Genomic DNA, 22998 nt, shown 5'->3' with positions numbered 1-22998 from the left:
CCTTCCCATGGCCCTCTCCGTCTTCGACCTGTTCTCCATCGGCATCGGCCCGTCCAGCTCGCACACGGTCGGACCGATGCGCGCCGCCCAGATGTTCGCCGGCCGTTTGCAGGAGGCCGGCCTGCTGGCGCGGACGGCCTCGGTGCGGGTGGAGCTGTTCGGCTCCCTGGGCGCCACCGGCCACGGCCACGGCACGCCGAAGGCCGTACTGCTCGGCCTGGAGGGCCACTCCCCGCGGACGGTGGACGTGGAGACGGCCGACGACGAGGTCGAACGGATTCGCCGCACCGGGCGCCTGCGCCTGCCTGCGGGGGATACCGGCCCCGCCCACGAGATCGGTTTCGACGTCTCCGACGATCTGGTCCTGCACCGCCGCCGCTCCCTGCCCTACCACGCCAACGGCATGACCCTGCTGGCCCGTGACACCGAGGGGGCGACGCTGCTGGAGAAGACGTACTACTCGGTCGGCGGCGGCTTCGTCGTCGACGAGGAGGCCGCCGGCGCGGACCGCGTCAAGCCCGATGACACGGTGCTCACCCACCCCTTCCGTACGGGCGACGAACTGCTGCGGCTGACCCGGGAGACCGGCCTGTCCATCTCGGCCCTGATGCTGGAGAACGAGAAGGCCTGGCGCACCGAGACCGAGATCCGCGAGGGGCTGCTGGAGATCTGGCGGGTGATGGAGGCGTGCGTGGCGCGCGGCCTGTCCCGCGAGGGCATCCTGCCCGGCGGGCTGAAGGTCCGCCGCCGGGCGGCCACTTCGGCCCGCGCACTGCGCGCCGAGGGCGACCCGGCCGGCCGCGCCATGGAGTGGGTCACGCTCTACGCGATGGCGGTCAACGAGGAGAACGCCGGCGGCGGCCGGGTCGTCACTGCCCCGACCAACGGTGCCGCCGGGATCATCCCGGCCGTGCTGGCCTACTACCTCAACTTCGCCGCGGGTGCGGTCTCCCGGGAGGAGAAGGAGGACGGCATCGTCCGCTTCCTGCTCGCGGCCGGCGCCGTCGGCATGCTCTTCAAGGAGAACGCGTCCATCTCCGGCGCCGAGGTCGGCTGCCAGGGCGAGGTCGGCTCCGCCTGCTCCATGGCCGCCGGCGGCCTCGCCGAGGTCCTGGGCGGCAGCCCCGAACGGGTGGAGAACGCCGCCGAGATCGGCATGGAGCACAACCTGGGCCTGACCTGCGACCCGGTCGGCGGCCTGGTGCAGATCCCGTGCATCGAGCGCAACGGCATGGCCGCGGTCAAGGCCGTCACCGCCGCCCGTATGGCGCTGCGCGGCGACGGCCGCCACCACGTCTCCCTCGACAAGGTCATCAAGACCATGAAGGACACCGGCGCCGACATGAAGGTCATCTACAAGGAGACCGCCCGCGGCGGCCTCGCCGTCAACGTCATCGAGTGCTGATCCCGCCGCGAGGAGCGACCATGACCGATCTTTTCGACGCGACGCCCACCGGCCCGGAACCGCGGCTCCCGGCCGCCGCATCCGCCGCTGCCGTCGAGCAGCTGGCCGCCGACCGCGCCAAGGCGCTGTTCGGTGCGGAGTACGCCCAGGTGTGGCACCGGACCGGGGACGAGGCCGTCTCGGCGGTGCTGTCCGCACTGCTCGCCCCGGGCGACACCGTGCTCGCGCCGGACCTGGCGCCGGCCGCCGGACCGGAGCGCCCGGCCCACACGGCCCCCTTGAGCGAGCGGTACGAGCTGGCCACCTATCAGGTCCGTCCGTCCGACTTCACGGTCGACATGGACCAGGTGCACCGGCTGGCCGTGCGGCGGCGCCCCAAGATGATCCTCGCGGGCTGGGCGGCGTACCCACGGCTCCTGGACTACGCGCGCTTCCGCCGGATCGCCGACGAGGCCGGTGCGCTGCTCCTGGTGGACATGGCGAACGTCGCGGGCCCGGTCGCGGCCGGGCTGCACCCCGGTCCCGTGCCCCACGCCCACGTCGTCACCACGGGCAGCCATCCGGTGCTCGGGGGCGCCGTCCTCACCGGTGATCCCCGCATCGCGCACCGACTCGACGCCGTCGCGCTCCCCGACCGGGAGACGGAGGCGTTCGCACACGGCATGGCGGCGAAGGCGGCCGCCTTCCGGTGCGCGGCCGTACCGGCCTTCCGCGAGCAGCAGGCAGCCGGGCTGCGGGCCGCCCGGATCATGGCCGGCCGGCTCCTGGCCGACGATGTCGCCGAAACCGGGGCCCGGGTGCTGACCGGTTCCACCGAGACGGACCGCGTCCTCGTCGACCTCCGGAGCACGGGCCTGGACGTGTGCGCGGCAGCAGAAGCTCTCCGATCCCTCGGCATCACCGTGGAGCGCACCACGCTCTCACTCAACTCCGGTACATCTACCGCGAGTTCAGGAGTGAGTGTCGGCGCCGACGCCCTCGCGGCCCGCGGCTGCGGCGAGGCCGGCTTCCGCGCGGCCGCCGAAGCGGTCGCCCGTGTGCTCACCCACCACCCCGGTGAACGCGTACCCACCCGACGGCCGGGGCGCGCCGTGGCGCCGGCGGACACCACCCCCACCCCTCCCTCCCCTGAGAAGAGCACACCATGAACCAGCAGTTCGACGTCCTCGTCATCGGCGGTGGCCCCGGTGGCTACGTCGCCGCGATCCGTGCGGCACAACTGGGCAAGAAGGTCGCCCTGGTGGACAAGGAGCGCCCCGGCGGGGTGTGCCTGAACTGGGGCTGCATCCCGACCAAGGCGATGCTGCGCTCGGCCGAGGTCCTGGAAACCGTACGCGGCGCCGACGAGTTCGGTGTCCTGGCCGACGACGTCCGGCTCGACTACGCGACGGTCCTCCGGCGCAAGGACCGCATCGTGCGCACGCTGACGGACGGCATCGCACACCTCCTCAAGGCCAACGGCGTGACCGTGGTGACCGGCCACGCCCGCTTCGTCGACGACCACACCGTCGCCGTGCACGAGGCCGGGCCCGCCCCTCTCGGCGACGACGGTCCGCGGTACGCGGCCCCGCCGGCCGAGGGCCCCGCCCGTGAACACCTCACCGCCCACCACCTCGTCGTCGCCACCGGCTCCCGGCCCGCCGTGCCGGCCGTTCCCGGCGCCGACCTGCCCGGAGTGGTCACCTCCGACGGGGCGTTCCTGCTGCCGCGGGTCCCCTCCCGGGTCCTCGTGGTCGGCGGCAGCGCGGTCGGCGCCGAGTGGGCGAGCATGTTCCACGCCTTCGGCGCCGAGGTCACCGTCGTCGAGATGATGCCGACGCTGCTGCCCGGCGAGGACCAGGACATCGGGCGCGCCCTCACCCGCTCCTTCACCAAGCGCGGCATCCGCGTCCTGACCCGCCACACGGTCGCGGCGATCGACGAGGGCTCCGACGGCGCCCCGCTGCGGGCGCACCTCACCGCCACGGACGGCCGGCCCGCCGAGACCGTGCCCGCCGACACGGTGCTGTTCGGCGTCGGCAGGCGGCCCAACACCGCGGCCCTGGACCTGGACACGGCCGGTGTGCGCACCGACGAACGCGGCTACCTCCCCGTCGACGATCAGTTGCGCACCAACGTCCCGCACATCCACGCGATCGGAGACGTCACCGGCCGCCTGCAGCTGGCGCACGTCGCCTCGCACCAGGGACTCGTCGCGGCCGCCGCGATCTGCGGCCACGACGAGCGCATCGCCTACGACGCCGTGCCCGCGGCGACGTTCACCCATCCCGAGGTGGCCAGTGTGGGCCTGACCGAGGCGGCGGCTGTGGCGGCGGGCCACGAGGTCACCAGCGCCCGCTTCCCCTTCGCCGCACTGGGCCGCGCCCACGCCTACGGTGCCACGGAAGGCATGGTCAAGATCGTCGCCGAGCGGGACGGCGGCCGGGTGCTCGGGACGCACATCATCGGGCCCGGCGCGAGCGACCTCATCGCCGAGGCGGCGCTCGCCCTGACCCACGGGGCGACGCTCACCACGCTCGCCGACACGGTGCACGCCCACCCGACCCTCGGCGAGGCGACCATGGAGGCCGCCATGTCGGCACTGGGCCTGCCCCTGCACACGGCGCCCTCTCCACGGAGGCGGTGAGCGAGGCGGTGAGCGAGGTCGTGAGCGGAGGTGGTGAGCCCCGAACCGCCGCTGCCCCGCGGGCTTGAAGGCTGTAAGACGCTCAGCGCCTCGCCCGTCTCTCTGCCCCGCCGCTGCCGGAGGCCTCGTAGCGGAGGTGCGAACAGCCGACGCCGGGGCGGTTGTTGGGGATACGCATGCGGGTGGCCAGGTCGCGGGTCATGCGCTGGGGGAGGCAGCTGCACCAGGTGATGTCGGGGTAGCAGGCTCGCAGGTGGGACACCGCACGGGTGCCCAGACCGCTGTCCTGCAAGGGCGTGGCGACGTGGACCTGGGTGATCACCCCGCTCGCGCAGCGTTCGCACACTTCGTAGGTGACCTCGCCGACGACGCGGCGGATGTACACCAGCAGCAGACTCTGCGCCCGCTCACTCGCCGGTGCCGGGGAATGGAAGATCACCACGTCCCGGTAGGCGAGCAGCCTCCGGTGGAGCTTGCCGCGTCGGCGGCCCCGGCGCGTGTGACGTGGTGGCCGACGGCGGTGCATGCCTTGCAGCAGCGCTCCTGACACGAAGTTACGTGTGGCAACCATGTACGGCGCCTACCCGGGCCGCGAGCGGACAGTCCCCTCGTCCGGTGGAGCAGGAGACCGCTCTGCGGCGCCGAGCCCCCGGCCGCCTCGATGGCCGGACGAGGGCGCCTACCGGTCGGGTCAGGCAGGAACAGGCCCCGCCGGGCTCCACTTGACCTTGCCACTGGCGGCAGGGTTGAACGATTCCCGCATGGACACCAGCACCGCATCGCAGCCCCGCAGGATCGTCGCCGTCACCGGCGCGGGCACCGGGATCGGCCGGGCCACCGCCCGTGCCTTCGCCGCCGAGGGCGCCCAGGTGCTCGCCCTCGGCCGGCGGGCCGCACCGCTGCACGAGACCGCCGCCGGTCACCGGCGGATCACCCCGCTCACCGCGGACATCACCGCCGCCGGCGAGCCCGAGCGCATCATCCGCACCGCACGGGAGCTGACCGAGGCCCGTGACCGCCTGGAAGCCGCACTGCGGCACACGACCGGCGACCGGCCCCGCCCGGTGGTGTGACGCCCCGCTCCGGGGCGCTGCACGCTTCCGGCCACGGGCCTTCGTCCGCGGGGCCGCAGTCCCCGGGCAGGTGCGCGACGACGAGCGCCGCGGCTTCCTGCGGAGTCTCCGCTCCACCCGCGCCCGTCCCCAACCCCCGCACAGTCCCAGAACGTTGTCTGTGACGGTCGTAACAGGTAAACCGCGCAGATCGGGCGCAACCCTTTCCGGGCGCCGGTTGTCCCACTGCCGTCACGGAAATTCAGGTCTTCGTCTTCAAGCCGACATCTTCGAGGAGCAACGCCGCCATGCCCGAGCCGGGCCTCAGATCCGCCCCACGCTTCAGCATCATCGTGCCGGTCTACAACGTGCAGGGATATCTTCGCGCGTGCCTGGACTCGTTGCTGGCGCAGGAATTCACCGATTTCGAGGTCATCGCGGTCGACGACTGCTCGCCGGACCGCAGCGGTGAGATCCTGGCGGAGTTCGCCGCCCGGGACCCGCGGGTGGTGCCGGTGCGCCACGAGGAGAACGGCGGCATCGGCGCGGCCCGGAACACCGGTGTGGCGCATGCGCGCGGCGACTACCTGCTCTTCCTCGACAGTGACGACACCCTCACGGCCGGCGCGCTGCAGGCCATGGCCGGCCGGCTGGCCGCGTCGGAGGACCCGGACCTCCTGCTCTTCGACCATGTGCGCTCCTACTGGTGGCACGAGGTCAAACCGAGCGCCGTCCGTGAACTCCTCGCCGCGGCGGGCAAGGACGTTTTCAAGCCCACCGAGCGCACCGAGTTCCTGCATATGTTCGCGGTGGTGTGGAACCGGGCCTTCCGGCGCGATTTCTTCGTGAACAACGGATTCCGGTACACCGACGGGCTCTATGAGGACGCCCTCATGGTCTACACGACCATGCTCACCGCCGAGCGTGCCGTGTGCCTGGAGCACGCCTGTGTGGAATACCGCCAGCGCCGGCACGGCAATTCCATGAAGACGCCGGGCCGGAAGCACTTCACGATATTCGAGCAGTACCAGCGGCTCTTCGACTTCCTCGACGGCCGCCCGGACCTCGACCGGCTGCGGCCGCTGTTCTTCGAGCGGATGGTCAGCCACTTCCTGTTCACCGGCGCGCGCGAGAGCCGGGTGCGGGTCCAGGACCGGCCGGAGTTCTTCCGCCGGGCCGCGGCGATGTACCGGCGGCACAAGCCCGCGGGATTCACCCCGCCCGTGGAGGCCGACGCCCTGCAGTTCCAGGCACTGGAACGCGGTTCGTACCGCGCCTTCCAGACGCTGAACCTGGTGAACCGCACCCGGCTGCGGGGGCAGCAGCGGGTGCGCAAGGCCCGGCGCGCCATGAGCAAGCGGGCCACGGCCGGCTTCTACCGGATGCAGCTGAAGCGCCCCATCGACCCGAACCTCGCCGTCTTCAGCGCCTACTGGAACCGCACGCCGTCCTGCAATCCGCTCGCGGTCTACGAGAAGGCCAGGGAACTGGCCCCGCATCTGCACGGGGTGTGGGTCGTGCGCGAGGACGTCGTGGACACCGTGCCGGACGGGATGGACCACGTCGTCGTCAACAGTCAGCGGTACTGGGAGCTGATGGCGCGCGCGAAGTACTTCGTCAACAACGTCAACTTCGCCGACGAGGTGGTCAAGCGCAAGGGGCAGGTCCACCTCCAGACCCACCACGGCACCCCGCTCAAGCGGATGGGCATCGACCAGCAGAAGTACCCCGCCGCGGTCAAGGGAATGAGCATGCGCAAGCTGCTCGAACGCGCCGACCGCTGGGACCTGTCGGTCTCCGCCAACCAGCACACCAGCGAGCAGTGGGAGCGGGTCTACCCCTGCGGCTTCGAGACCATCGACGCCGGCTATCCGCGCAACGACGTCTTCTTCCGGACCGGAGCCCGGGAGATCCTGGACATCCGCGAGCGGCTCGGTATCGCACCCGGCAGCACGGCCGTCCTGTACGCCCCGACGGTGCGCGACTACCAGGTCGGTTATGTGCCGCAGCTCGACCTGGAGAAGGTCACCGGCGCACTCGGCCCGGACTTCGTCCTGCTGGTCCGTACGCACTACTTCTACGGCCGCGACCCGCACCTCCAGCAGCTCCAGGAGCGGGGCGCGCTGATCGACGTCTCCCGGCACCCCTCGGTCGAGGAACTGTGTCTCGCCGCGGACGCGCTGATCACCGACTACTCGTCGATCATGTTCGACTACGCCGGCCTCGACCGGCCGATCATCACCTACGCCGACGACTGGGAGACCTATGTCCGTTCCCGCGGCGTCACCTTCGACCTGCTGTCGGGGAAGCCGGGAGACACCCCGGGGATCGTCGCCACCACCGAGGACGAGCTGATCGAGGCGTTCCGCAGCGGCCGCTGGCAGGGCGCCGAGGCCGGTGAGCTGCGGGCCGCGTTCCGTGCCCGCTTCTGCATGTGGGACGACGGCCACGCCGCCGAGCGGGTGGTCAACCGGGCCTTCCTCGGGCGGCACGACCTGCTCCCGGCCCCGCCGCCGCTGTCCCAGCGCACCGTCGCGCCGTCCCCGCGGGAGGCGGCCCGCGCGGGCGCCGTTCTCGCACCCGGGGCGGACGGCGCCCCCGGCCGGCCGGACGCCGGACCGACCGGCTGACGAGCGCGGAGTGCGGGGTGGCGGCCGGGTGCCACGGCCAGGTGTGAGCGGACGCGTACGGGGCACCCGCAGCCGTGAACCATGAGGCGACCGGAAGGAGCTGGCGCATGCTGACGGCACACCCCGTGCTGCTGACGGAGCTCACCGAGGAGCGGGAGGCGCGGACGGCGCCGTACGGGCGGCAGGGTCTCGCCGGGGCGCGCCGCGGTCCGGCAGACGGCGCGGCGCCCGAGCCGGGGCACAAGGTGCCCGACCCGCCCCCGCCGGGCCCGCTGGACCCGGTCCACCCCAAGCCCCAGCCGCCGCCGGCCCCCGCCCCCGACCGGGAGCCCGCACCCCGGCCCGGCCCCGGCTCGCACACGGCGCCGCAGCCCGTCGCGACCGGCGGGCACGGCCCGCACACTCGGGAGGCCGGGCCCGGAGGCCCGCTCTACGCTGGGTGAGGGAGCCGGACCCTCGGCCTCCTGCTGCAGCTGCGCCACCGCAGCATGCTCCGCAGGCCGGCCCGACGTGGCCGAGGAGACCCCGGCGCAGGCGGCCGCCGGAGCCTGACCGCCGCGCGGGGCGAACAGGAGGCAGCGATGCCGGACGCAGTGGTGATCGGTGCCGGGCCCAACGGACTTGTCGCGGCGAACCTGCTGGCCGACGCCGGGTGGACGGTGGAGGTGCTGGAGGAGCAGGAGGAACCGGGCGGCGCGGTCCGCAGCGACCGTGCGGTGCACCCCGACTTCGTCAACGACCTGTGCAGTTCGTTCTATCCGCTGGCCGCCGCCTCCCCGGTCCTCGCCGCCCTGGACCTGTACGAGGAGGGGCTGGTCTGGAGCCACGCGCCCCAGGTGCTGGCCCATCCGCTGACCGACGGCCGCTGTGCGCTGCTGGATCGCACCACCGCCGGCACGGCCGCCGGGCTGGAGACCTTCGGCACCGGTGACGGCGCGGCCTGGGAGGGGCTGTGCGAGACCTGGGACCGGGTCGGCGGCGACCTCCTCGACGCGCTGTTCACGCCCTTCCCGCCACTGCGCGCGGTGGCTCGGCTCGCCGCCCGCGCCCGTGGTGCCGGTGCGCTGCGGCTGGCGCGGACGATGCTGCTGCCCGTACGGCGCCTGGGCGAGGAGGAGTTCGCCGGCGAGGCGGGCCGGCTGCTGCTGGCGGGCACCGCGCTGCACGCCGACCTCGCCCCCGAGGCCGCGGGCAGCGGCGGCTTCGGATGGCTGATGTCGATGCTCGGCCAGCGCTACGGCTTCCCGGTGCCGGCCGGCGGTGCTCAGTCGCTCACCTCGGCCCTGGTACGGCGGTTGCAGCGCCGGGGTGGGGTGCTGCGCTGCGGGGAGCGGGTCGACGAGATCGTCGTACGGTCCGGGCGTGCGGTGGCGGTGCGTACCGCGATCGGGGAGACCGTGCCGGGCCGCCGCGCCGTGCTGGCCGATGTGTCCGTGCCCGCCCTGTACGGCCGGCTGGTCCACGCCCGGCACCTCCCGGCGCGGCTGCCGGCGGATCTGCGGCGCTTCCAGTGGGACCACGCCACCTTCAAGGTGGACTGGGCGCTCGGCGGCCCGGTGCCGTGGACCGCCGCGGCCGCCGCCGGCGCGGGCACCGTGCATCTGGCCGACGGCATGGACGAACTCACCCGCTTCACCGCCCAGATCGCCGCTGGGCAGGTGCCCGACCGGCCCTTCGTCCTGTTCGGCCAGATGACCACGGCGGACGCCACCCGCTCCCCGCCGGGCACCGAGGCGGCCTGGGCCTACACCCACGTACCGCACCGGATCACGGGGGACGCCGGGGAGGACGGCATCGGCGGAGCCTGGGGGCCGGGGGACCGGGAAGCGATGGCGGACCGGCTGGAGGAGCAGGTCGAGCGCTTCGCACCGGGTTTCCGGTCGCGCATCAAGGCGCGCCGCGTGCTCGCCCCGCCCACCTTCGAGGCGATGGACGCCAATCTGCACGGGGGCGCCCTCAACGGCGGTACCGCGGCCCTCCACCAGCAGCTGGTGTTCCGCCCGCTGCCGGGCCTCGCCCGCCCGGAGACCCCCGTGGTGGGGCTCTATCTGGCCTCCGCCGGGGCCCATCCGGGCGGCGGTGTGCACGGGGCGCCCGGTGCCAACGCGGCCCGCGCGGCGCTGCGCGCCCGCGCGCCGGGCGGCGCCCTGAGCCGGGCGCAGCGCACCCTCCACCGTGGCGGTGCACCACGGCGCCCGTCGGCCGGCCGCTCGTCCCTCGGCCGTGGAGTGTGAGCAACTCCCCGGCGAGGAAAGCGATGTGACGCTGAATCAGCTCCCGTTCAGGCAGCCGAGACCGGCGCCGTCGGGAGCGCGGCCAGCAGCATCAGGGCCACGTCGTCCTGCCGGTCCGCGTCGCCGTGCCGGTTCTGCAGGAGGGCGTCGGCGAGGCGGTCCGGGCCCAGGGGCGGCGCGTCGCTGAGGCGGGTGGCGAGGTCGGCGACGGAGCGGTCCGGATCGACCCCCGGCGTTTCGATCAGGCCGTCGGTGTAGAGCGCCAGCACGGACCGCGGCGGCAGGGTGATCTCCGTGGTGGAGTACCGGGCCCCGGGCTCGATGCCCAGCAGCAGGCCCGGCGGCACCCGCAGCACCGTGGTGTGCCGGTCGGGGTGGCGGAGCAGCGGCGGCGGATGGCCGGCGCCGGCCAGGCACGCCCGGCGGGTCCGCAGATCGATATGGACGTACAGACAGCTGGTGAACAGCCCCGGGTCCAGGCCGGTCAGCAGCCGGTTGGTGCGGGCCAGGACCTCGCCCGGCGCGGCACCTGCGGTGGCGTAGGCGCGGACCGCGGTGCGGACCTGCCCCATGAGGGCGGCGGCCGCCGCGTTGTGGCCCTGTACGTCGCCGATGACGGCGGCGACGCTGTGCTCGTCGAGGCGGAGCAGGTCGTAGAAGTCGCCGCCGATGTCCATGCCACGGGTCGACGGCAGGTAGCGGGCGGCGACGGCGAACCCCGGCACGGAGGGCAGCACATGCGGCAGCAGACCGGCCTGGAGGTCGTGCGCCAGCTGCTGCTTGGCGTCGTACAGACGCGCCCGGTCCAGCGCCTGGGCGATCAGCCCCGCCAGCGAGGTGAGGACCTGGCGCTCCTCCAGGTGGAAACTGCGGGGCCGGGTGTACGCGAGGATGCAGCAGCCGACCGGGCGGCCGGACACGATCAGCGGCAGCACCGCCCGCGCCGCCTTGCCGGTCAGCCGCGGCAGTCCCGGGTAGTCGTGCTCCATCTCCTCGGGGGTGCTGAAGAAGGTGGGCTCCCCGGTGGCGAGGGCGCGCACGGCGGGGCTGTTGGCGGCGCCGAGGGCGACCCCCTCGAAGGCGGCGACCGCCTCGGCGGAGTACCCGCGCTGCCCGATCGTCCGCAGCCGGCCCGCCTCCGCCACGTACATGAGCATGCCCTGGGCGCCGAACGCCGGCACGATCTGGTCGGCGACGAGATCGACCACGTCCTGTGTGCCCACGGCCTCGGTGAGGGCGGCCGCCAGATGCAGCACGTGGTAGATCTGGCCGGCCCGTACGGGCACCACCTCGCCCTCCGCGGGGGACGCCACCGGGCCGTAGTCCTTGCCCGACGGGCTGATCCACACACTCAGGCCCCGGCTGTCCGGGAACAGCCGGAAGGTGAGCCAGTGGTGCGGCGGCCGGCTGGCGGTGAACGACGTCGGCCGGCGGCTGATCACGGCGGCGCGGTAGCGGTCCTCGAAGACCGGGTCGCGCAGCCACGGCAGCACCTCCCAGGGGCGCGCGCCGAGCAGCCGGCCGTCCTCCTCGCCCAGCAGCTCCCGCGCGCCCTGCGTGACCAGCGTGATACGCCCCTCCAGGTCGAGGGCGCAGCAGCCGCCGGGCAGCCGTTCCAGGTAGTCGGCCGCCGCCAGGGCCTCCTCCGGGCGCACGGCCCGCACCGGCGGCGGGGCGAGCACCCGCGGCGCCCCGGACGGACCGCCGTCGGGCCGGGGGCGCCGCTCCAGCAGGGCCGCCAGCCGCTCGCACGCGGCCTCCACCGCCGCGCGCTCCGCCGCCGACAGCTGGGGCGCATGGCCGGCCGGCCACAGCAGCAGCAAGGCGCCCCCGCCGCGGTCCCGGCCGCCGACCGGGGCCGCGGCCAGCGAGAAGTCGTACGGCACCGCCACCGCGGTACGGGGGAAGTCGCGGGCCATCTGCTGCTGGCCGCCCGCCCACACCAGCCGCTGCTCGCGGGTGGCGACGGCGACCGGGATGGGCGCCGACAGCGCGACCCGGTCCCACGGCGCCAGGAACGGCGCCGGGACCCCGCTCATGACGGTCAGCTCCAGGACCGGCGCGTCGGCCGCCCGCACGTAGACCCCGCCGACCGACGCCCCGGTCTCCCGCATCGCGCGCAACAGGGCCCGGCCCACCGGGTCATCCACCGGGCCGGACCCGGTCCCGCCGGTCATCGCGCACCTGCACACAGCTGTCGTCGTGCCATCGAGACCCACTCCGGCCCGCCGTTTCCTCCCCGTGCCGAGACCCTCGTGACGTCTCTCCCGGGACAGTGCCGACGTTACGCCGCCCACCGGGCCGGGGCACTCGCTGCCGGGCCGTCCGGTGCCCGGGACCAGGCGTTTCCGCCCCGAGATGCGCTCGGCCCCGGCCGCGTATCATGTAGTGGCGCCTCTTTGTAGTGGCGCGGGCAGCATGTCGCCTCCGATTCCGGAGAGGAACATGGCCGCAGGCGAAGAGGACGAGACCGAACGAGTCCGGCGTCCTTCCAGTAAGAAGACCGCCAAGAAGACCGCCAGGAAAGCCGTCAGGAAAACCGCGGAACGGGCCGGCAGTGACCGGGCCGGCCGCCGGGAGAGCGAGAGCGAACCGCCGCCCGCGGGCCGCCGGGTCTCCGCACCACGTGCGATGCGGTACGCGGCGGAGCAGCTCAAGGAGCTGCTGGGGCGGGCCCCCGAGTCCGTCTCCTCGGTGAAGCCGACGGAGGACGGCTGGCAGGCGGAGGTGGAAGTCCTGGAGCTGGAACGTGTCCCCGGCACCACCAGCGTCATGGCGACCTACCGGGTGATGCTGGACAAGGAAGGCGAACTGGTGGCGTACGAGCGCACCCGCCGCTACACCCGGGGCCAGATCGACCGCCGATAGGGCCCGGAAGACCAGGCGGGACCGTTCGCCCGGCGAACGACACGGCCGCTCCGTAAGGCCGGAGCCAGCCGGTGAAGGGAGGCACCGTGTCTGTGGTGCCGCAAAGCGGAGGACCCGTCGCCGCAGGTGGCGGCGGAGGCTCCGGAAACCTCTACGACATCCTCGATCTGATCCTGGACCGCGGTCTGGTCATCGACGTCTTCGTGCGGGTGTCGCTGGTGGGTATCGAGATCCTCAAGATCGACGCCCGGATCGTCGTCGCGAGTGTCGACACCTACCTGCGCTTCGCCGAGGCCTGCAACCGCCTCGACCTGGAAGAGGGGCGCAAGGCCCCCTCCCAGCTGACCGACCTCGTCGGTGAGGTGACCGAGGGCGGCTCGCACGGCAAGGCCAAGGGCGCGCTGTCCGGCGCCGCGGAAGCGGTGACCGACGCCCTCAAGGGCGGCGGCGATGACGACGAGGAGCGCGAAACGAGGCACAAGGAGCCCGCCGAGCGGCGCGAGCGGCCTGCTCGCCGGCCGGCCCGGCGCCGGAAGGAGTGAGGGATGTCGGTCTACGTCTATTCCATCGTCGCGACCAGCCATCCGCAGGCCCTGGAGGGCCTCCAGGGGGTGGGCAACCCGCCGGCCGACCTGCGCACGGTGCAGAGCCGGAAGCTGTCCGCGGTCGTCAGTGACGCCCCGGAGGAGCTGCGGCCCAAACGGCGGGACCTCGGCGCACATCAGGCCGTCCAGGAACGGCTGATGGCCGACGGCACGGTCCTCCCCCTGCAGTTCGGCTTCACGACCACGGACGACGAGGCCGTACGGGCCGTCCTGAAGGAGCGGGCCGACGAGTTCTCCGAGCGGCTGGAGGCGCTGGAGGGCTGCACCGAATACCACCTGAAGGCCGCCCAGGACGAGGACTCCCTGCTGCGGCAGATCCTCACCGAGTCGGACCAGGCGCGGGAGCTCAACGACCAGATCCGCAGCGGCAACGCCTCCCCCGAACTCCCGCTCGCCCTCGGTGAACTCGTCTCCCAGGAGGTACAGGCACGGCAGGAGCAGCTCGCCGCCGGAGTCCTCGACGCGCTGCGCGGATTCGCGCAGGAGGAGAGCATCTCCGCGCCGGCCGGCAACGACTTCCTGAGCGTGTCCTTCCTCGTGGACCAGGACAACGAGAAGAGCTTCCTCGGTGCGGAGCGGGACCTCGCCAAGGAGCTGGGGGAGGACTTCGACCTCCGGCTGCTCGGCCCGCTGCCCGCCTACAGCTTCGTCTAGGGAGTCCCCATGGGACTGTTGAGTCAACTTGCCACCCTTCCGCTGGCACCGGTGCGCGGCGTGGCCTGGGTCATGGAACGCACGCTGGAGGCCGCGGAGAACGAGTACTACGACCCCGAACCCGTCGAGCGGGAACTCGCCGAGCTCGAACGCGCGTTGCTGGCGGGAGAGATCTCCGAGGAGACCTTCGACCGCCGCGAGGACGAGCTGCTGGACCGGTTGGACGAGATCAGGGCCCATGCCCAGGGCACCGACATCTGACCGCGGTGGCCGCCGCGGAACGGGAACGCCGCCCCGCGTTCCCGTCGCAACGCCGGGAATCGAGGTGCAGCGGCCGTGAACGAACCCCTCGCCAGGAGGATGGGCGACTCCCCGTCCCGGGCCGGCCCCTACGGCGGCCAGGGCTCCTCGGCCAACCTCGCCGACATCTTGGAGCGGGTCCTGGACAAGGGCATCGTCATTGCGGGCGACATCCAGATCAACCTGCTGGACATCGAACTCCTCACCATCAAACTGCGCCTGCTGGTCGCCTCGGTGGACAAGGCCAAGGAGATGGGCATCGACTGGTGGGAGCACGACCCCTCGCTCTCGTCCCACGCGTCCGACGGCTACCGCTCGCTCCGCGACGAGAACAAGCAGCTGCGCGCCGAGATCCAGGCCCTGCGCGAGGACGTACTGCCGGCGGCCGAGGACGAGGAGGACGAGGAGGACGAGGAGGAAGCCGAAGCCGAGGACGAGGTGGAGTACGAAGCCGAGGACGCGGCGGAGGACGACGGGGAGGACGAAGCCGAGGCCCGGGCGGCGGAGCGCCGCCGTGCCGCGCGCCGCTCCGCCCGTGGCGCCCGCGCCAAACGGGCCGCGTCCGGCTCCCGCACCAAGAAGCGGGACACGTCATGACCGAGGTCATCAGCTATGCGTACGCCGTCGCCCGGGACGACGACGGCTCGCTGGCGCAGGCGCTGTCCGGACTGCCGGGGGTCGCCGACGCACCGGTGCACCTGGTCCGCGCGGGCGACCGCGACGAGGTGGTGGTCGCCGTGAGCCCGGTGCCCGAACAGGACTTCCACGAGGCCGCGCTGCGCGCCAACCTGGAGGACCTGGACTGGCTGGAGTCGGTGGCCCGGGCCCATCACCGGGTGATCGAGGCGCTGGCCGCCCGCACCACCGTCCTGCCGCTCCGGCTCGCGACGGTCTACCTCGACGACGAGCGGGTGCGGCGGATGCTGGCCGACCGCCGGGCAGCGTTCGCCACGCGGCTGGCCGACCTGGCCGCGCACACGGAGTGGGGCGTCAAGATCTATGTCGCGGCGCCCGCGCCCACCGACCGTCCGGCCGCCCCGCCCGCGGAGGCGGAGGTGAGCCCCGGACGGGCCTACCTCAGCCACCGCAGGGCACAGCGGCACGCCCGGGAGGACGCCTACCGCGAGGCCCAGGAGGCCGCCCGCCGCATCGAGACCGCCGCCCGCGGCCATGCCGTCGACCGGGTCCAGCACCGGGTGCAGCAGGGCGAACTCGCCGGCGGGTCCGGCGAGAACGTCGTCAACGACGCCTACCTCGTGCCGCTCGGGCACGCCGACAGCTTCCGGGCCGACGTCACCCGGGCCGCCGAGGGCCTGCCCGGGGTGCGTGTGCAGGTCACCGGGCCGTGGGCCCCGTACTCCTTCGCCACGCCGCCCGAGGCCGAACCGCTGACGGACGCGGCACCATGAGACCGGCGGGCGGTCCGCCGGCGACGACGGACGAACCACTGCCCGACCGGCAGATCGCGCTGATCGATCTGCTGGACCGGCTGCTCAGTGGCGGCGTGGTCATCACCGGTGACGTCGTGCTCTCCATCGCCGACATCGACCTGGTCCGCATCTCGCTGCGCGCGCTGATCGTCTCCATCAGCGAGCAGAACCCCTCCCCGTGGTCCGCTCTCGCACCGTCCGTACGGGACGACCATGACGGCTGAGGACCGCCGGCCCGGCAGCCGCTTCGACGATGTCGCCGACGCGGCCCATCGGGCCTTCCGCATGCTGCCCGCGGCACCCCAGGACATCCCGCCGCCGGGCGGCCGGGCGAGCCGCCCCGCGCACCGGATCAGCGCCGACCCCGACACGGTGGAGCGGGACCTGATGAAGCTCGTACTGACCCTGGTCGAGCTGCTGCGCCAGCTCATGGAACGCCAGGCCCTGCAACGGGTCGACGCCGGAGACCTCACCGAGGAACAGGAGGAACGCCTGGGGGCGACGCTGATGATCCTGCACGACCGGATGGTGGAGCTCTGCGCCCGGTACGAGCTGAGGATGCAGGACCTCAATCTGGACCTCGGGCCGCTCGGAACCCTGCTGCCACCCGCCGAAGAGCCCTGAAGGGAGCACGACATGGGCATCGCGAAGAAGACCAGGAACATCGGCCAGATCGTCGAGGGCAAAGCCAAGGCGACGACCGGGAAGGCGCTCGGCAACAAGAGCCTCCAGAGGAGAGGCAGGGCGGAACTGGCCATGGGGAAGATGAAGCAGGCGGTGGAGAAGGGCCGGGACAGCTTCAAGCACTGACCGCCGTACGGCACCGCCCCCGATGAGCGGACCGCCCGTCCGGAGCCCGGCCGTACGGGCCGCTACCGCTGGTTGAAGCGGTCGGCCGCCCGTTCGTTGAGGGCGCCGAGGACACCGCGCAGCCGCCGGGCCGGCGGCTCTTCCCCGGCGGCGACCGTCGACCCGTCGACGGTGCCGCGCGCGCCGTTGCGGGGCAGCACCCGGGCGACCGCCGACGCCAGCCGGGTGGTGGTCACCGGGGCCAGCCCGTGCACCCTGGCACCGAGCCGGGCCGCCGGCGTCAGCACGATCCGGGGCCGCCGCCGCTGCAGCGCGGTCACGATGCGCTCCGCCGCCCGCTCGGCGTTCATGGACAGCACCGGGGCCCCGGCCAGCGCCGAGAACCAGGCGTACTCCCGGCGCCGGTCCCCGCCGAAGAGGGCGTGCACATGCGACCCGGTGCGCATCAGACCGGGGTGGACCGCGGTCACGGAGACACCGTGCGGCGACTCCTCCGCGTGCAGCCCTTCCGCCAGCGCGGCCACCGCGGACTTGGCGCAGGAGTACGGCAGCAGATGCGGCACCGCCACCAGGCCGCCGACGGACCCGACGAGGGCCAGCCGGCCGCCGGCCGGGCTGCGCCGCAGGTGGGGGAGGGCGGCGAGCGCGGTGTTCAGGGCCCCGTTGAAGACGGAGTCCATCGCCTCCTCGAAACCGTCGGAGCCCAGCGCGTCCGCGGGGCCGACCTGGATGATGCCGGCGTTGGCGATGACGATGTCCAGCCCGCCGTGGTCCCTGACGATCTCCGCGAGGCGGTCCCGCACCGCGGCCCGGTCCCGCACATCGCACACCACGGCCCGCACCGACCCGCCGCCCCACTGGCCCAGCTTGCCGACGGCCCGGCCGAGTTCGGCCTCGTCCCGGGCCAGCAGCACGACATCGCAGCCGCGCCGCAGCAGCTGGCGGGCCATGAGCAGCCCGAGCCCCCGTGAGCCGCCGGTGACGACGGCGGTGAGCCCCGTGATCGGGGGAGCGTCCGGCAGCACACGCATGAGGAGCCCTTCCACTGGGCGCGGATCGGCGCGGACGGGGCCCGGCCCCGCGGGACGCCGCACGCCTGCTGCCTTCGACGGTAGCGGGCGACGGACCCCGGCGGACCGGCGCACGCGCCGCTGAGCAGGGCTTTCGCGCCGCCGCACGGGGGGACGCCCGAGCGGTCAAGGGCGGGGGAGGCCCGCCGCGGGTACGCGGACCCGTGCGGGGGCGTTCGGCCGATCGGGTGACGGCCGCCGCCGCGCCCGTACCCGTACCCGCCCGGCGGTTCAGCCCGCGCCGGGCAGCCGCACGTACACGGAGCCGTCGCCCTCCACGGTCACCCGGAACGACGGCTGGGGAGCGGTCGCCGGGCCGGCGACGTTCGCGCCGTCCGCCAGCCGGAAGACGCTGCCGTGCCAGGGACACGTCACACAGCCACCGGAGATGACACCCTCCGTCAGAGGCCCGGACAGATGGCTGCACCGTCCGGCCAGGACATGGATCTCACCACCTGTCTGCCGGACCACCAGCAGGGGCACTTCACCGAGTTCCCGGCGCACGGCCTCACCGACCGGGAAGTCCTCCACCCGGCCCACGCGGTGCCAGCCCTCGTCCACCAGGCGCGGCACCGGCTCCGCCTTGTTGGCGCCCGCGCCCTGCCGGAAGGCGAGGTGCCCGCCGAGCATGGCACCGGCACCGGCCGCGGACAGCCCGGCGAACCCGAGCACCTTGCCGCGTACGGTGCCGCCCCGGCCGCGATGTACCCAGGACCGCGTGTACAGGCCGATGGCCACGGCGATCGACGCCGCATGCACCAGACCGGTACGCATCTGGTCCTCGTGCTGCTCGGCCCAGTCCACCCAGCCGGACCATGCGGCCGGCACCGCGGTCAGCACTCCCACCCCCACCAGCAGGCGGGCACCGCGCCGGGTACCAGGGACGAGGTCCAGCACCGCGGCGGACAGCCAGGCGCCCATCGGAAGCTGCACCAGCGCCGGGTGCAGCGGATGGCCGATCGGCAGGCCGTGCAGCACGTCACGGAAACGCCCCAGGGGCAGCCCGCGCACCACCCGCCGCACCGGGCCGATCACGGTGTCCAGCTGCTCCCAATGGGCGGGCGCGTCAAGCGCTTTCACGAGTGCGGACGTCATCTCTCCTCGTCCTCCTCGTACTCCGCGCCTTCCTCATCCTCGTCCCACTCGCCGTCTTCCTCTTCCTCTTCTTCCGCGTCCTCGTCGTACTCCGCGTCTTCGTCCTCGTCGTCCTCGTAAGCGCCCTCTTCGTCGTAGTCCTCGTCCTCGTCCGCGCGCTCGTCCTCGTCCGCGCGCTCGTCCTCGTCCGCGCGCTCGTCCTCGCCCTCGCGCTCCTCGGCTTCCTCGTCCTCGATGGCCTCTTCGTGGGTGCGTACGACCTCGCCCTCGCGGATCTCACCGCGCCAGCCCTCGGGCTCCTCGTCGGTGAGGGTGACGTAACGCTGGAAATGCTTGAAGTCCAGCCGCAGCCGCCGCCCTTGGACGCGCCAGATATTGCCGGTCTTCTCGAAGAATCCCGAGGCGTAGTACTCGACGACCAGCACGATGCGGGTCAGATTGGGCGCCAGTTCGTGGAAGCTGACGGCACCGCGGGTCGTTCCCTTGGCGCCCTCGGACGTCCAGATGATGCGCTCGTCCGGCACCTGCTCCTGGACGGTCGCCTTCCAGCCGCGCGTCGACGGGCCGACCTTGGCCTTCCAGTCGCTGGTCGTCTCGTCGTGCAGCGACACATTGCGCACGCCCTTGGTGAAGCCGCTGAACTTCTCGTACTGCGTCCAGTGGTCGTAGGCGGTGCGCAGCGGCACCCCGACATCGAGCACCTCGATGATGTTGGTGACCTTCTTGTCGCCCGACTTGCGCTTTCCGCCGCCGAAGAGTTCCTTGGCCTTCCCCGCGACGGTGTCCTTGACGTTCTCCGCCGTCCCCTTGACGGCGGCCTTGACGGGCGAGTCACCGCCCAGGAGATTGGACGCGATCTTGGAGAGCGAGCCGCCGTTCTCGGCGACATCGGTGAGCTGTCCGGTCACATCCATCAGCTTGTCGCCGGCCCGCTCGGCCAGGTTCCCGACCCATTGCGTCGCGTAGTTCCCCAGCTCTTCTCGCAGCCGATCGAGGCCCGAGTCCACGTTGTCCTGTCCCGTCTTGGCCATGACCGGTTACCTCCGGCGCTCGACGCGCGATGATGTCTTCTGGGCGGTCTTCCTGGCTGTCTTCTTCGCGGGAGCCGCCTTCTTCTGTGCGGCGGTCTTCTTCGCAGGAGCCTTCTTGGCGGCGGCCTTGCCTGCCGTCTTCTTCGCCGCTGTCTTCTTCGCGGTGGTCTTCTTGGCCGCGGCTTTCTTGGCCGGGGCCGCCTTCTTGGCGGGTGCCTTCTCAGCCGTCTTCTTGGCCGTCTTCTGCGCCGTGGTCTTCTTCGCCGCCGTCTTTCCGGCCGCCGCCTTCTTGGCGGGCGCGGCCTTCTTCGCCGCCGCCTTCTTCGCAGGAGCCTTCTTCGCGGCGGTCCTCCCGGCGGGCGGACGCTGCCCACCCCGCTTCTGTGCGGGGGCGCGTGACGCACGCCGCCGCGGCCGCTCCTCGGGCTCCTCCTCTTCTTCCTCCTCGGGCTCCTCTTCCCCCTCCTCGTACTCCTCCTCGGGCTCTTCCTCTTCCTCTTCTTCCTCCTCCTCCGGCTCCTCCTCGTCGTACTCGAACTCCCCCTCCTCTTCCTCCCCTTCCTCTTCCTCTTCGTCCTCCGGGCCGAATTCGAGCGCCGCCGTACGGTCGTGGAGGGTGTCGGCGAGCGTCTCCAGACGGCGGTTGGCGGCGGTCGTCAGGGCCTTGCGGCCGACGTCCAGCACTTCCCCGCGCAGCTGTTCACCCAGCTCCGCGACCTGGGGGATCTCGCCGAGCTTGCGCACCCCCTGTGCCACGAGCTGGCGTGGCTCCAGTCCGAGCTGACGCCCGGCGATGTAGGAAGCCATCGTGAGCGCGAACCGGCCCTTCTTGGTGCGGCCCAGCACATAGCCGCCGGCCAGGGCGGCTGCCAGCAGGACCTTGGTTCCGTCGTTCATGGGTGCGTCACCTTTTCCCGGACGTGCAGCCGATAGGCGTCTGTGCAGGGGCCGCCACACGGTGGCGTCGTTCGGCCCTATCTCCAGGGTGATCGGAGTCGCTGCCTCCGCATCTTGAGCGGACCGGGCCCCGTTCCCGGGACACGCTGCGGAAGGACCCGGCCCCGCTGCGTGGCCGGGTCAGGACACCGTGACCGTCGGTCGCCGCCCGCGCGGCAGGGGTTCCACGGGCCGCTCCACGGCAGGTGTGCGGGAGCTGTGCAACGGCCCTAGGCTCGAAACATGCCGGGAACACGCCGTGCACCGTCTCGTGTGGGAGTAGGGGGAGCGCGGTGTGTTCGCCGGCGCATGACCGCCCTGCGGGTCTCGGCGCTGGCGGCCGTGGTGGCGCTGCTCTGCGCCTTCGTGGGAACTCCGGCCGCGGCGGCCGTCGGTGACCCGGACCTGACGTCGTTCTACGAGCAGACGCTGTCCTGGGAGCCCTGCGGACAGGACCTGCAGAGCGGCGCGCAGAGCGACGCCTCCCAGCCGCCCGGGTTCCGGGAACGTCTGGAGTGCGCCCGGATGGAGGTGCCACGGGACTATGCCAACCCCACCCGCAGCACCATGGAGGTCCAGCTGATCCGGCTGAAGGCGACCGGGCCCGGCAAGCGCCTGGGCTCCCTGGTGCTCAACCCCGGCGGGCCGGGTGCTTCCGGCGTCAACTATCTGATCGACAGCGGCAATGCCTTCGCCCGGCTCGGGCAGCGCTACGACATCGTCAGCTTCGACCCGCGCGGCACCGGTCAGACCGAACCCATCTCCTGCGGCAGCAAACTCCCCTCGGGCGGCGACGAGAGCCTCGCCGCGAAGGAGAAGCGCATCAACGAGGCCTGCGGCCGCTACTCCGGCGGGCTGCTGCGCTGGGTCGGCACCCCCGACGTGGCCCGCGACATGGACGTCCTGCGCGCCGCGGTCCACGACGACAAGCTCAACTACCTGGGCTTCTCCTACGGCACCAAGCTGGGCGCGGTCTACGCCCACGAGTTCCCCGACAAGGTCGGCCGGATGGTGCTGGACAGCGTCGAGGACCCGACCAAGAACACCTGGCAGACCGCACTGGCCCAGGCCCGGGGCTTCCAGCGGGCCCTGGACGACTTCGCCGCCGACTGCCTGCGCGGCCCGGACTGCCCGCTGGGCACCGACCAGAGCAAGGCGCAGGATCAACTGCGCAACTGGTACCAGGAGTTGAGCGAACGACCGATGAAGGTGAAGGGCGAGACGGTGGACGAGACCACCTATGTGTACGCCCTGCGGGAGGCGCTCTACAGCAGAAGCGACTGGCCGGCGCTGCGCCAGGCGCTGACGCAGCTGCGCCGGGGGGACGCCGCCGGGATTCTCCGCATGAGCGAGGGCGGCGGCGGCAGTGCCACCCGCGCCGTCCCGGCACCGCCGGTGGGACGGGACGAGCTACCGCCCCAGGACCAGCTGGCCCTCCGGGCGATCGCCTGCCGGGACACCTCGGAACGCTACGACGCCGGCGACTACCCGCGGGCGGAGCGCGAACTCACCGCGGCCTCCCCGCTCTTCGGCCCGGACATCGCCCCGCTCCTGCTGGACTGCTACGGCTGGCCCGTCGCCGGCGACGACTCCTCCCGGGAGGTCGCGGCGCCCGACGCCCCGCCACTGCTGCTCGTCGCGACCAGCAACGACCCGGCGACCCCGTACGAGGGCGCGTTCAACATGGCCCGTGAGCTGGACAATTCCAGTGTCGTGCTGACCTACCACGGTGAGGGGCACGCCGCGTACACCACCGGGGACCTCTGCGTGCAGCGCCATGTCGACGACTTCCTGCTGAACGGCGAGCTGCCGGAGGCCGGGACCTCCTGCGGGTGAGCCGTGCCCCGGCGGCCGGGGGCGGGGTGCACGGCGGCGCGCACCGCGGAGGGGAGGCCGCATGACCGCATGGCCGGGGGCTACTTGTAGTAGCGGGTGTCCTCGACGTCGACGACCGGGGCGCCGGGGGACGGCGGCTGGACGCGCCGCCGCTTGAGGATGCTCACGTAGGTGGCGAGGCCGATGATGCCGACGATCATCATGATGATGCCGACCAGGTCGACGTTGATTCCGGCCATGTGCCAGTCCACCGCGAAGGTGAGGATCGCCCCGACTGCGAGCAGACCGATGCATCCGCCGATACCCATGGCGTCAGCCTCCATAACTGTATGGGCGATAAAGCCTGTTGACGGTTCGCGTACCCCGGGGCCGACGCCTTATGTGCACGGGCGGGCGGGCCACCGCGGTCCCGTCCC

The 22998-nt window shown here is 72.8% G+C and carries 24 protein-coding genes and 1 pseudogene; 17 read left to right on the top strand and 8 right to left on the bottom strand.

Going from position 1 to position 22998, the window contains the following annotated elements; genetic code table 11:
* Positions 1 to 7: 7 nt before the first annotated feature.
* The 3 genes from ACGFN2_RS24945 to lpdA are packed head-to-tail and all read left to right on the top strand — an operon-like array spanning position 8 to position 4031.
* Positions 8 to 1405, top strand: coding sequence for an L-serine ammonia-lyase (locus tag ACGFN2_RS24945; protein ID WP_393364023.1), 1398 nt, complete (start codon positions 8 to 10; stop codon positions 1403 to 1405).
* Positions 1406 to 1425: 20 nt separating this feature from the next.
* Positions 1426 to 2553 (top strand): serine hydroxymethyltransferase, encoded by a 1128-nt coding sequence (locus ACGFN2_RS24940; RefSeq protein WP_393364020.1) that lies wholly within the window; start codon positions 1426 to 1428, stop codon positions 2551 to 2553.
* Positions 2550 to 4031, top strand: a complete 1482-nt coding sequence (gene lpdA / locus ACGFN2_RS24935) for a dihydrolipoyl dehydrogenase (RefSeq protein WP_393364017.1) — start codon at positions 2550 to 2552, stop codon at positions 4029 to 4031. Before ACGFN2_RS24940 ends, lpdA begins: the two co-directional genes overlap by 4 nt.
* Positions 4032 to 4113: 82 nt before the next feature.
* Here lpdA and ACGFN2_RS24930 read toward each other — a convergent pair whose 3' ends face one another.
* Entirely contained in the window at positions 4114 to 4602 is a 489-nt protein-coding gene (locus ACGFN2_RS24930; RefSeq protein WP_362603446.1) for a hypothetical protein, read from the bottom strand.
* 190 nt (positions 4603 to 4792) lie between these two features.
* On the opposite strand from ACGFN2_RS24930, the pseudogene ACGFN2_RS24925 reads away from it, so the two are divergent.
* Positions 4793 to 5029: pseudogene (locus ACGFN2_RS24925) on the top strand (SDR family NAD(P)-dependent oxidoreductase); the annotation flags it as partial.
* Here the strand turns inward: ACGFN2_RS24925 and ACGFN2_RS24920 are convergent.
* On the bottom strand, positions 5010 to 5246 hold the full coding sequence (locus ACGFN2_RS24920; RefSeq protein WP_393364014.1) for a DUF6193 family natural product biosynthesis protein: 237 nt from the start codon (positions 5244 to 5246) through the stop codon (positions 5010 to 5012). The pseudogene ACGFN2_RS24925 and the gene ACGFN2_RS24920 overlap by 20 nt on opposite strands.
* A 145-nt stretch (positions 5247 to 5391) precedes the next feature.
* Here ACGFN2_RS24920 and ACGFN2_RS24915 point away from each other — a divergent pair, with 145 nt between their 5' ends.
* The 3 genes from ACGFN2_RS24915 to ACGFN2_RS24905 all read left to right on the top strand — a co-directional run bounded on the left by ACGFN2_RS24915 (position 5392) and on the right by ACGFN2_RS24905 (position 9947).
* Positions 5392 to 7713 carry a CDP-glycerol glycerophosphotransferase family protein gene (locus tag ACGFN2_RS24915; protein WP_393364011.1) on the top strand — a complete coding sequence of 774 codons (2322 nt, stop codon included), beginning with the start codon at positions 5392 to 5394 and terminating at the stop codon, positions 7711 to 7713.
* 107 nt (positions 7714 to 7820) lie between these two features.
* Complete coding sequence (locus tag ACGFN2_RS24910) at positions 7821 to 8156, top strand: hypothetical protein (RefSeq protein ID WP_362603440.1); 336 nt, start codon at positions 7821 to 7823, stop codon at positions 8154 to 8156.
* Positions 8157 to 8294: 138 nt separating this feature from the next.
* The gene (locus ACGFN2_RS24905; RefSeq protein WP_393364007.1) at positions 8295 to 9947 is read left to right on the top strand and encodes a phytoene desaturase family protein; all 1653 of its coding nucleotides are present in this window, start codon (positions 8295 to 8297) and stop codon (positions 9945 to 9947) included.
* A gap of 47 nt (positions 9948 to 9994) precedes the next feature.
* On the opposite strand, the gene ACGFN2_RS24900 is transcribed toward ACGFN2_RS24905, so the two are convergent.
* Complete coding sequence (locus tag ACGFN2_RS24900) at positions 9995 to 12124, bottom strand: SpoIIE family protein phosphatase (protein ID WP_393364004.1); 2130 nt, start codon at positions 12122 to 12124, stop codon at positions 9995 to 9997.
* Between the two features lie 268 nt (positions 12125 to 12392).
* Between ACGFN2_RS24900 and ACGFN2_RS24895 the strand changes: the two genes are divergently transcribed.
* The 9 genes from ACGFN2_RS24895 to ACGFN2_RS24855 all read left to right on the top strand — a co-directional run bounded on the left by ACGFN2_RS24895 (position 12393) and on the right by ACGFN2_RS24855 (position 16614).
* Positions 12393 to 12815 (top strand): gas vesicle protein, encoded by a 423-nt coding sequence (locus tag ACGFN2_RS24895; protein WP_362603434.1) that lies wholly within the window; start codon positions 12393 to 12395, stop codon positions 12813 to 12815.
* An 86-nt stretch (positions 12816 to 12901) separates the two neighbouring features.
* Complete coding sequence (locus tag ACGFN2_RS24890; RefSeq protein WP_393364001.1) at positions 12902 to 13357, top strand: gas vesicle structural protein GvpA; 456 nt, start codon at positions 12902 to 12904, stop codon at positions 13355 to 13357.
* A gap of 3 nt (positions 13358 to 13360) precedes the next feature.
* A complete protein-coding gene (locus ACGFN2_RS24885; RefSeq protein ID WP_393363998.1) occupies positions 13361 to 14074 on the top strand; it encodes a GvpL/GvpF family gas vesicle protein in 714 nt (237 codons plus the stop codon).
* 9 nt (positions 14075 to 14083) lie between these two features.
* Positions 14084 to 14335 (top strand): gas vesicle protein GvpG, encoded by a 252-nt coding sequence (locus ACGFN2_RS24880; RefSeq protein WP_362603427.1) that lies wholly within the window; start codon positions 14084 to 14086, stop codon positions 14333 to 14335.
* Between the two features lie 75 nt (positions 14336 to 14410).
* Positions 14411 to 14971, top strand: coding sequence for a gas vesicle protein (locus ACGFN2_RS24875; RefSeq protein WP_393363995.1), 561 nt, complete (start codon positions 14411 to 14413; stop codon positions 14969 to 14971).
* Positions 14968 to 15783 (top strand): GvpL/GvpF family gas vesicle protein, encoded by an 816-nt coding sequence (locus ACGFN2_RS24870; protein ID WP_393363993.1) that lies wholly within the window; start codon positions 14968 to 14970, stop codon positions 15781 to 15783. Before ACGFN2_RS24875 ends, ACGFN2_RS24870 begins: the two co-directional genes overlap by 4 nt.
* The gene (locus ACGFN2_RS24865) at positions 15780 to 16028 is read left to right on the top strand and encodes a gas vesicle protein (RefSeq protein WP_362603421.1); all 249 of its coding nucleotides are present in this window, start codon (positions 15780 to 15782) and stop codon (positions 16026 to 16028) included. Before ACGFN2_RS24870 ends, ACGFN2_RS24865 begins: the two co-directional genes overlap by 4 nt.
* Positions 16018 to 16428: a gas vesicle protein K gene (locus tag ACGFN2_RS24860; RefSeq protein ID WP_362603418.1), complete on the top strand. Its 411-nt coding sequence runs from the start codon at positions 16018 to 16020 to the stop codon at positions 16426 to 16428. Before ACGFN2_RS24865 ends, ACGFN2_RS24860 begins: the two co-directional genes overlap by 11 nt.
* Before the next feature lie 12 nt (positions 16429 to 16440).
* Positions 16441 to 16614, top strand: a complete 174-nt coding sequence (locus ACGFN2_RS24855) for a CsbD family protein (RefSeq protein ID WP_362603416.1) — start codon at positions 16441 to 16443, stop codon at positions 16612 to 16614.
* A gap of 62 nt (positions 16615 to 16676) precedes the next feature.
* On the opposite strand, the gene ACGFN2_RS24850 is transcribed toward ACGFN2_RS24855, so the two are convergent.
* From ACGFN2_RS24850 to ACGFN2_RS24835, 4 genes are all read right to left on the bottom strand, one after another.
* Positions 16677 to 17645 (bottom strand): SDR family NAD(P)-dependent oxidoreductase, encoded by a 969-nt coding sequence (locus ACGFN2_RS24850; protein ID WP_393363988.1) that lies wholly within the window; start codon positions 17643 to 17645, stop codon positions 16677 to 16679.
* A gap of 270 nt (positions 17646 to 17915) precedes the next feature.
* Positions 17916 to 18779 (bottom strand): Rieske (2Fe-2S) protein, encoded by an 864-nt coding sequence (locus ACGFN2_RS24845; protein ID WP_362603410.1) that lies wholly within the window; start codon positions 18777 to 18779, stop codon positions 17916 to 17918.
* Complete coding sequence (locus ACGFN2_RS24840) at positions 18776 to 19810, bottom strand: SRPBCC family protein (protein WP_393363984.1); 1035 nt, start codon at positions 19808 to 19810, stop codon at positions 18776 to 18778. The genes ACGFN2_RS24845 and ACGFN2_RS24840 overlap by 4 nt, the downstream gene beginning before the upstream one ends.
* 6 nt (positions 19811 to 19816) lie before the next feature.
* The gene (locus tag ACGFN2_RS24835) at positions 19817 to 20707 is read right to left on the bottom strand and encodes a histone protein (RefSeq protein ID WP_393363981.1); all 891 of its coding nucleotides are present in this window, start codon (positions 20705 to 20707) and stop codon (positions 19817 to 19819) included.
* A gap of 348 nt (positions 20708 to 21055) precedes the next feature.
* Between ACGFN2_RS24835 and ACGFN2_RS24830 the strand changes: the two genes are divergently transcribed.
* On the top strand, positions 21056 to 22582 hold the full coding sequence (locus ACGFN2_RS24830; protein WP_393363978.1) for an alpha/beta hydrolase: 1527 nt from the start codon (positions 21056 to 21058) through the stop codon (positions 22580 to 22582).
* An 80-nt stretch (positions 22583 to 22662) separates the two neighbouring features.
* Here the strand turns inward: ACGFN2_RS24830 and ACGFN2_RS24825 are convergent, their stop codons facing one another.
* A complete protein-coding gene (locus ACGFN2_RS24825) occupies positions 22663 to 22890 on the bottom strand; it encodes a DUF6458 family protein (protein ID WP_327227699.1) in 228 nt (75 codons plus the stop codon).
* Between the last annotated feature and the right edge of the window lie 108 nt (positions 22891 to 22998).

This window comes from Streptomyces sp. NPDC048612, assembly GCF_043199295.1.
Classification (GTDB): Bacteria; Actinomycetota; Actinomycetes; order Streptomycetales; family Streptomycetaceae; genus Streptomyces.
The sequence above is the reverse complement of the archived record's forward strand: the minus strand, read 5'-3'. Positions and strand labels throughout refer to the sequence as shown.

Coding starts and splice junctions, on each gene's coding strand:
- ACGFN2_RS24945 (WP_393364023.1), top strand. CDS start 8: ATGGCCCTCTCCGTCTTCGACCTGTTCTCCATCGGCATCGGCCCGTCC.
- ACGFN2_RS24940 (WP_393364020.1), top strand. CDS start 1,426: ATGACCGATCTTTTCGACGCGACGCCCACCGGCCCGGAACCGCGGCTC.
- lpdA (WP_393364017.1), top strand. CDS start 2,550: ATGAACCAGCAGTTCGACGTCCTCGTCATCGGCGGTGGCCCCGGTGGC.
- ACGFN2_RS24930 (WP_362603446.1), bottom strand. CDS start 4,602: ATGGTTGCCACACGTAACTTCGTGTCAGGAGCGCTGCTGCAAGGCATG.
- ACGFN2_RS24915 (WP_393364011.1), top strand. CDS start 5,392: ATGCCCGAGCCGGGCCTCAGATCCGCCCCACGCTTCAGCATCATCGTG.
- ACGFN2_RS24910 (WP_362603440.1), top strand. CDS start 7,821: ATGCTGACGGCACACCCCGTGCTGCTGACGGAGCTCACCGAGGAGCGG.
- ACGFN2_RS24905 (WP_393364007.1), top strand. CDS start 8,295: ATGCCGGACGCAGTGGTGATCGGTGCCGGGCCCAACGGACTTGTCGCG.
- ACGFN2_RS24900 (WP_393364004.1), bottom strand. CDS start 12,124: ATGACCGGCGGGACCGGGTCCGGCCCGGTGGATGACCCGGTGGGCCGG.
- ACGFN2_RS24895 (WP_362603434.1), top strand. CDS start 12,393: ATGGCCGCAGGCGAAGAGGACGAGACCGAACGAGTCCGGCGTCCTTCC.
- ACGFN2_RS24885 (WP_393363998.1), top strand. CDS start 13,361: ATGTCGGTCTACGTCTATTCCATCGTCGCGACCAGCCATCCGCAGGCC.
- ACGFN2_RS24880 (WP_362603427.1), top strand. CDS start 14,084: ATGGGACTGTTGAGTCAACTTGCCACCCTTCCGCTGGCACCGGTGCGC.
- ACGFN2_RS24870 (WP_393363993.1), top strand. CDS start 14,968: ATGACCGAGGTCATCAGCTATGCGTACGCCGTCGCCCGGGACGACGAC.
- ACGFN2_RS24865 (WP_362603421.1), top strand. CDS start 15,780: ATGAGACCGGCGGGCGGTCCGCCGGCGACGACGGACGAACCACTGCCC.
- ACGFN2_RS24860 (WP_362603418.1), top strand. CDS start 16,018: ATGACGGCTGAGGACCGCCGGCCCGGCAGCCGCTTCGACGATGTCGCC.
- ACGFN2_RS24855 (WP_362603416.1), top strand. CDS start 16,441: ATGGGCATCGCGAAGAAGACCAGGAACATCGGCCAGATCGTCGAGGGC.
- ACGFN2_RS24850 (WP_393363988.1), bottom strand. CDS start 17,645: ATGCGTGTGCTGCCGGACGCTCCCCCGATCACGGGGCTCACCGCCGTC.
- ACGFN2_RS24845 (WP_362603410.1), bottom strand. CDS start 18,779: ATGACGTCCGCACTCGTGAAAGCGCTTGACGCGCCCGCCCATTGGGAG.
- ACGFN2_RS24840 (WP_393363984.1), bottom strand. CDS start 19,810: ATGGCCAAGACGGGACAGGACAACGTGGACTCGGGCCTCGATCGGCTG.
- ACGFN2_RS24835 (WP_393363981.1), bottom strand. CDS start 20,707: ATGAACGACGGAACCAAGGTCCTGCTGGCAGCCGCCCTGGCCGGCGGC.
- ACGFN2_RS24830 (WP_393363978.1), top strand. CDS start 21,056: ATGACCGCCCTGCGGGTCTCGGCGCTGGCGGCCGTGGTGGCGCTGCTC.
- ACGFN2_RS24825 (WP_327227699.1), bottom strand. CDS start 22,890: ATGGGTATCGGCGGATGCATCGGTCTGCTCGCAGTCGGGGCGATCCTC.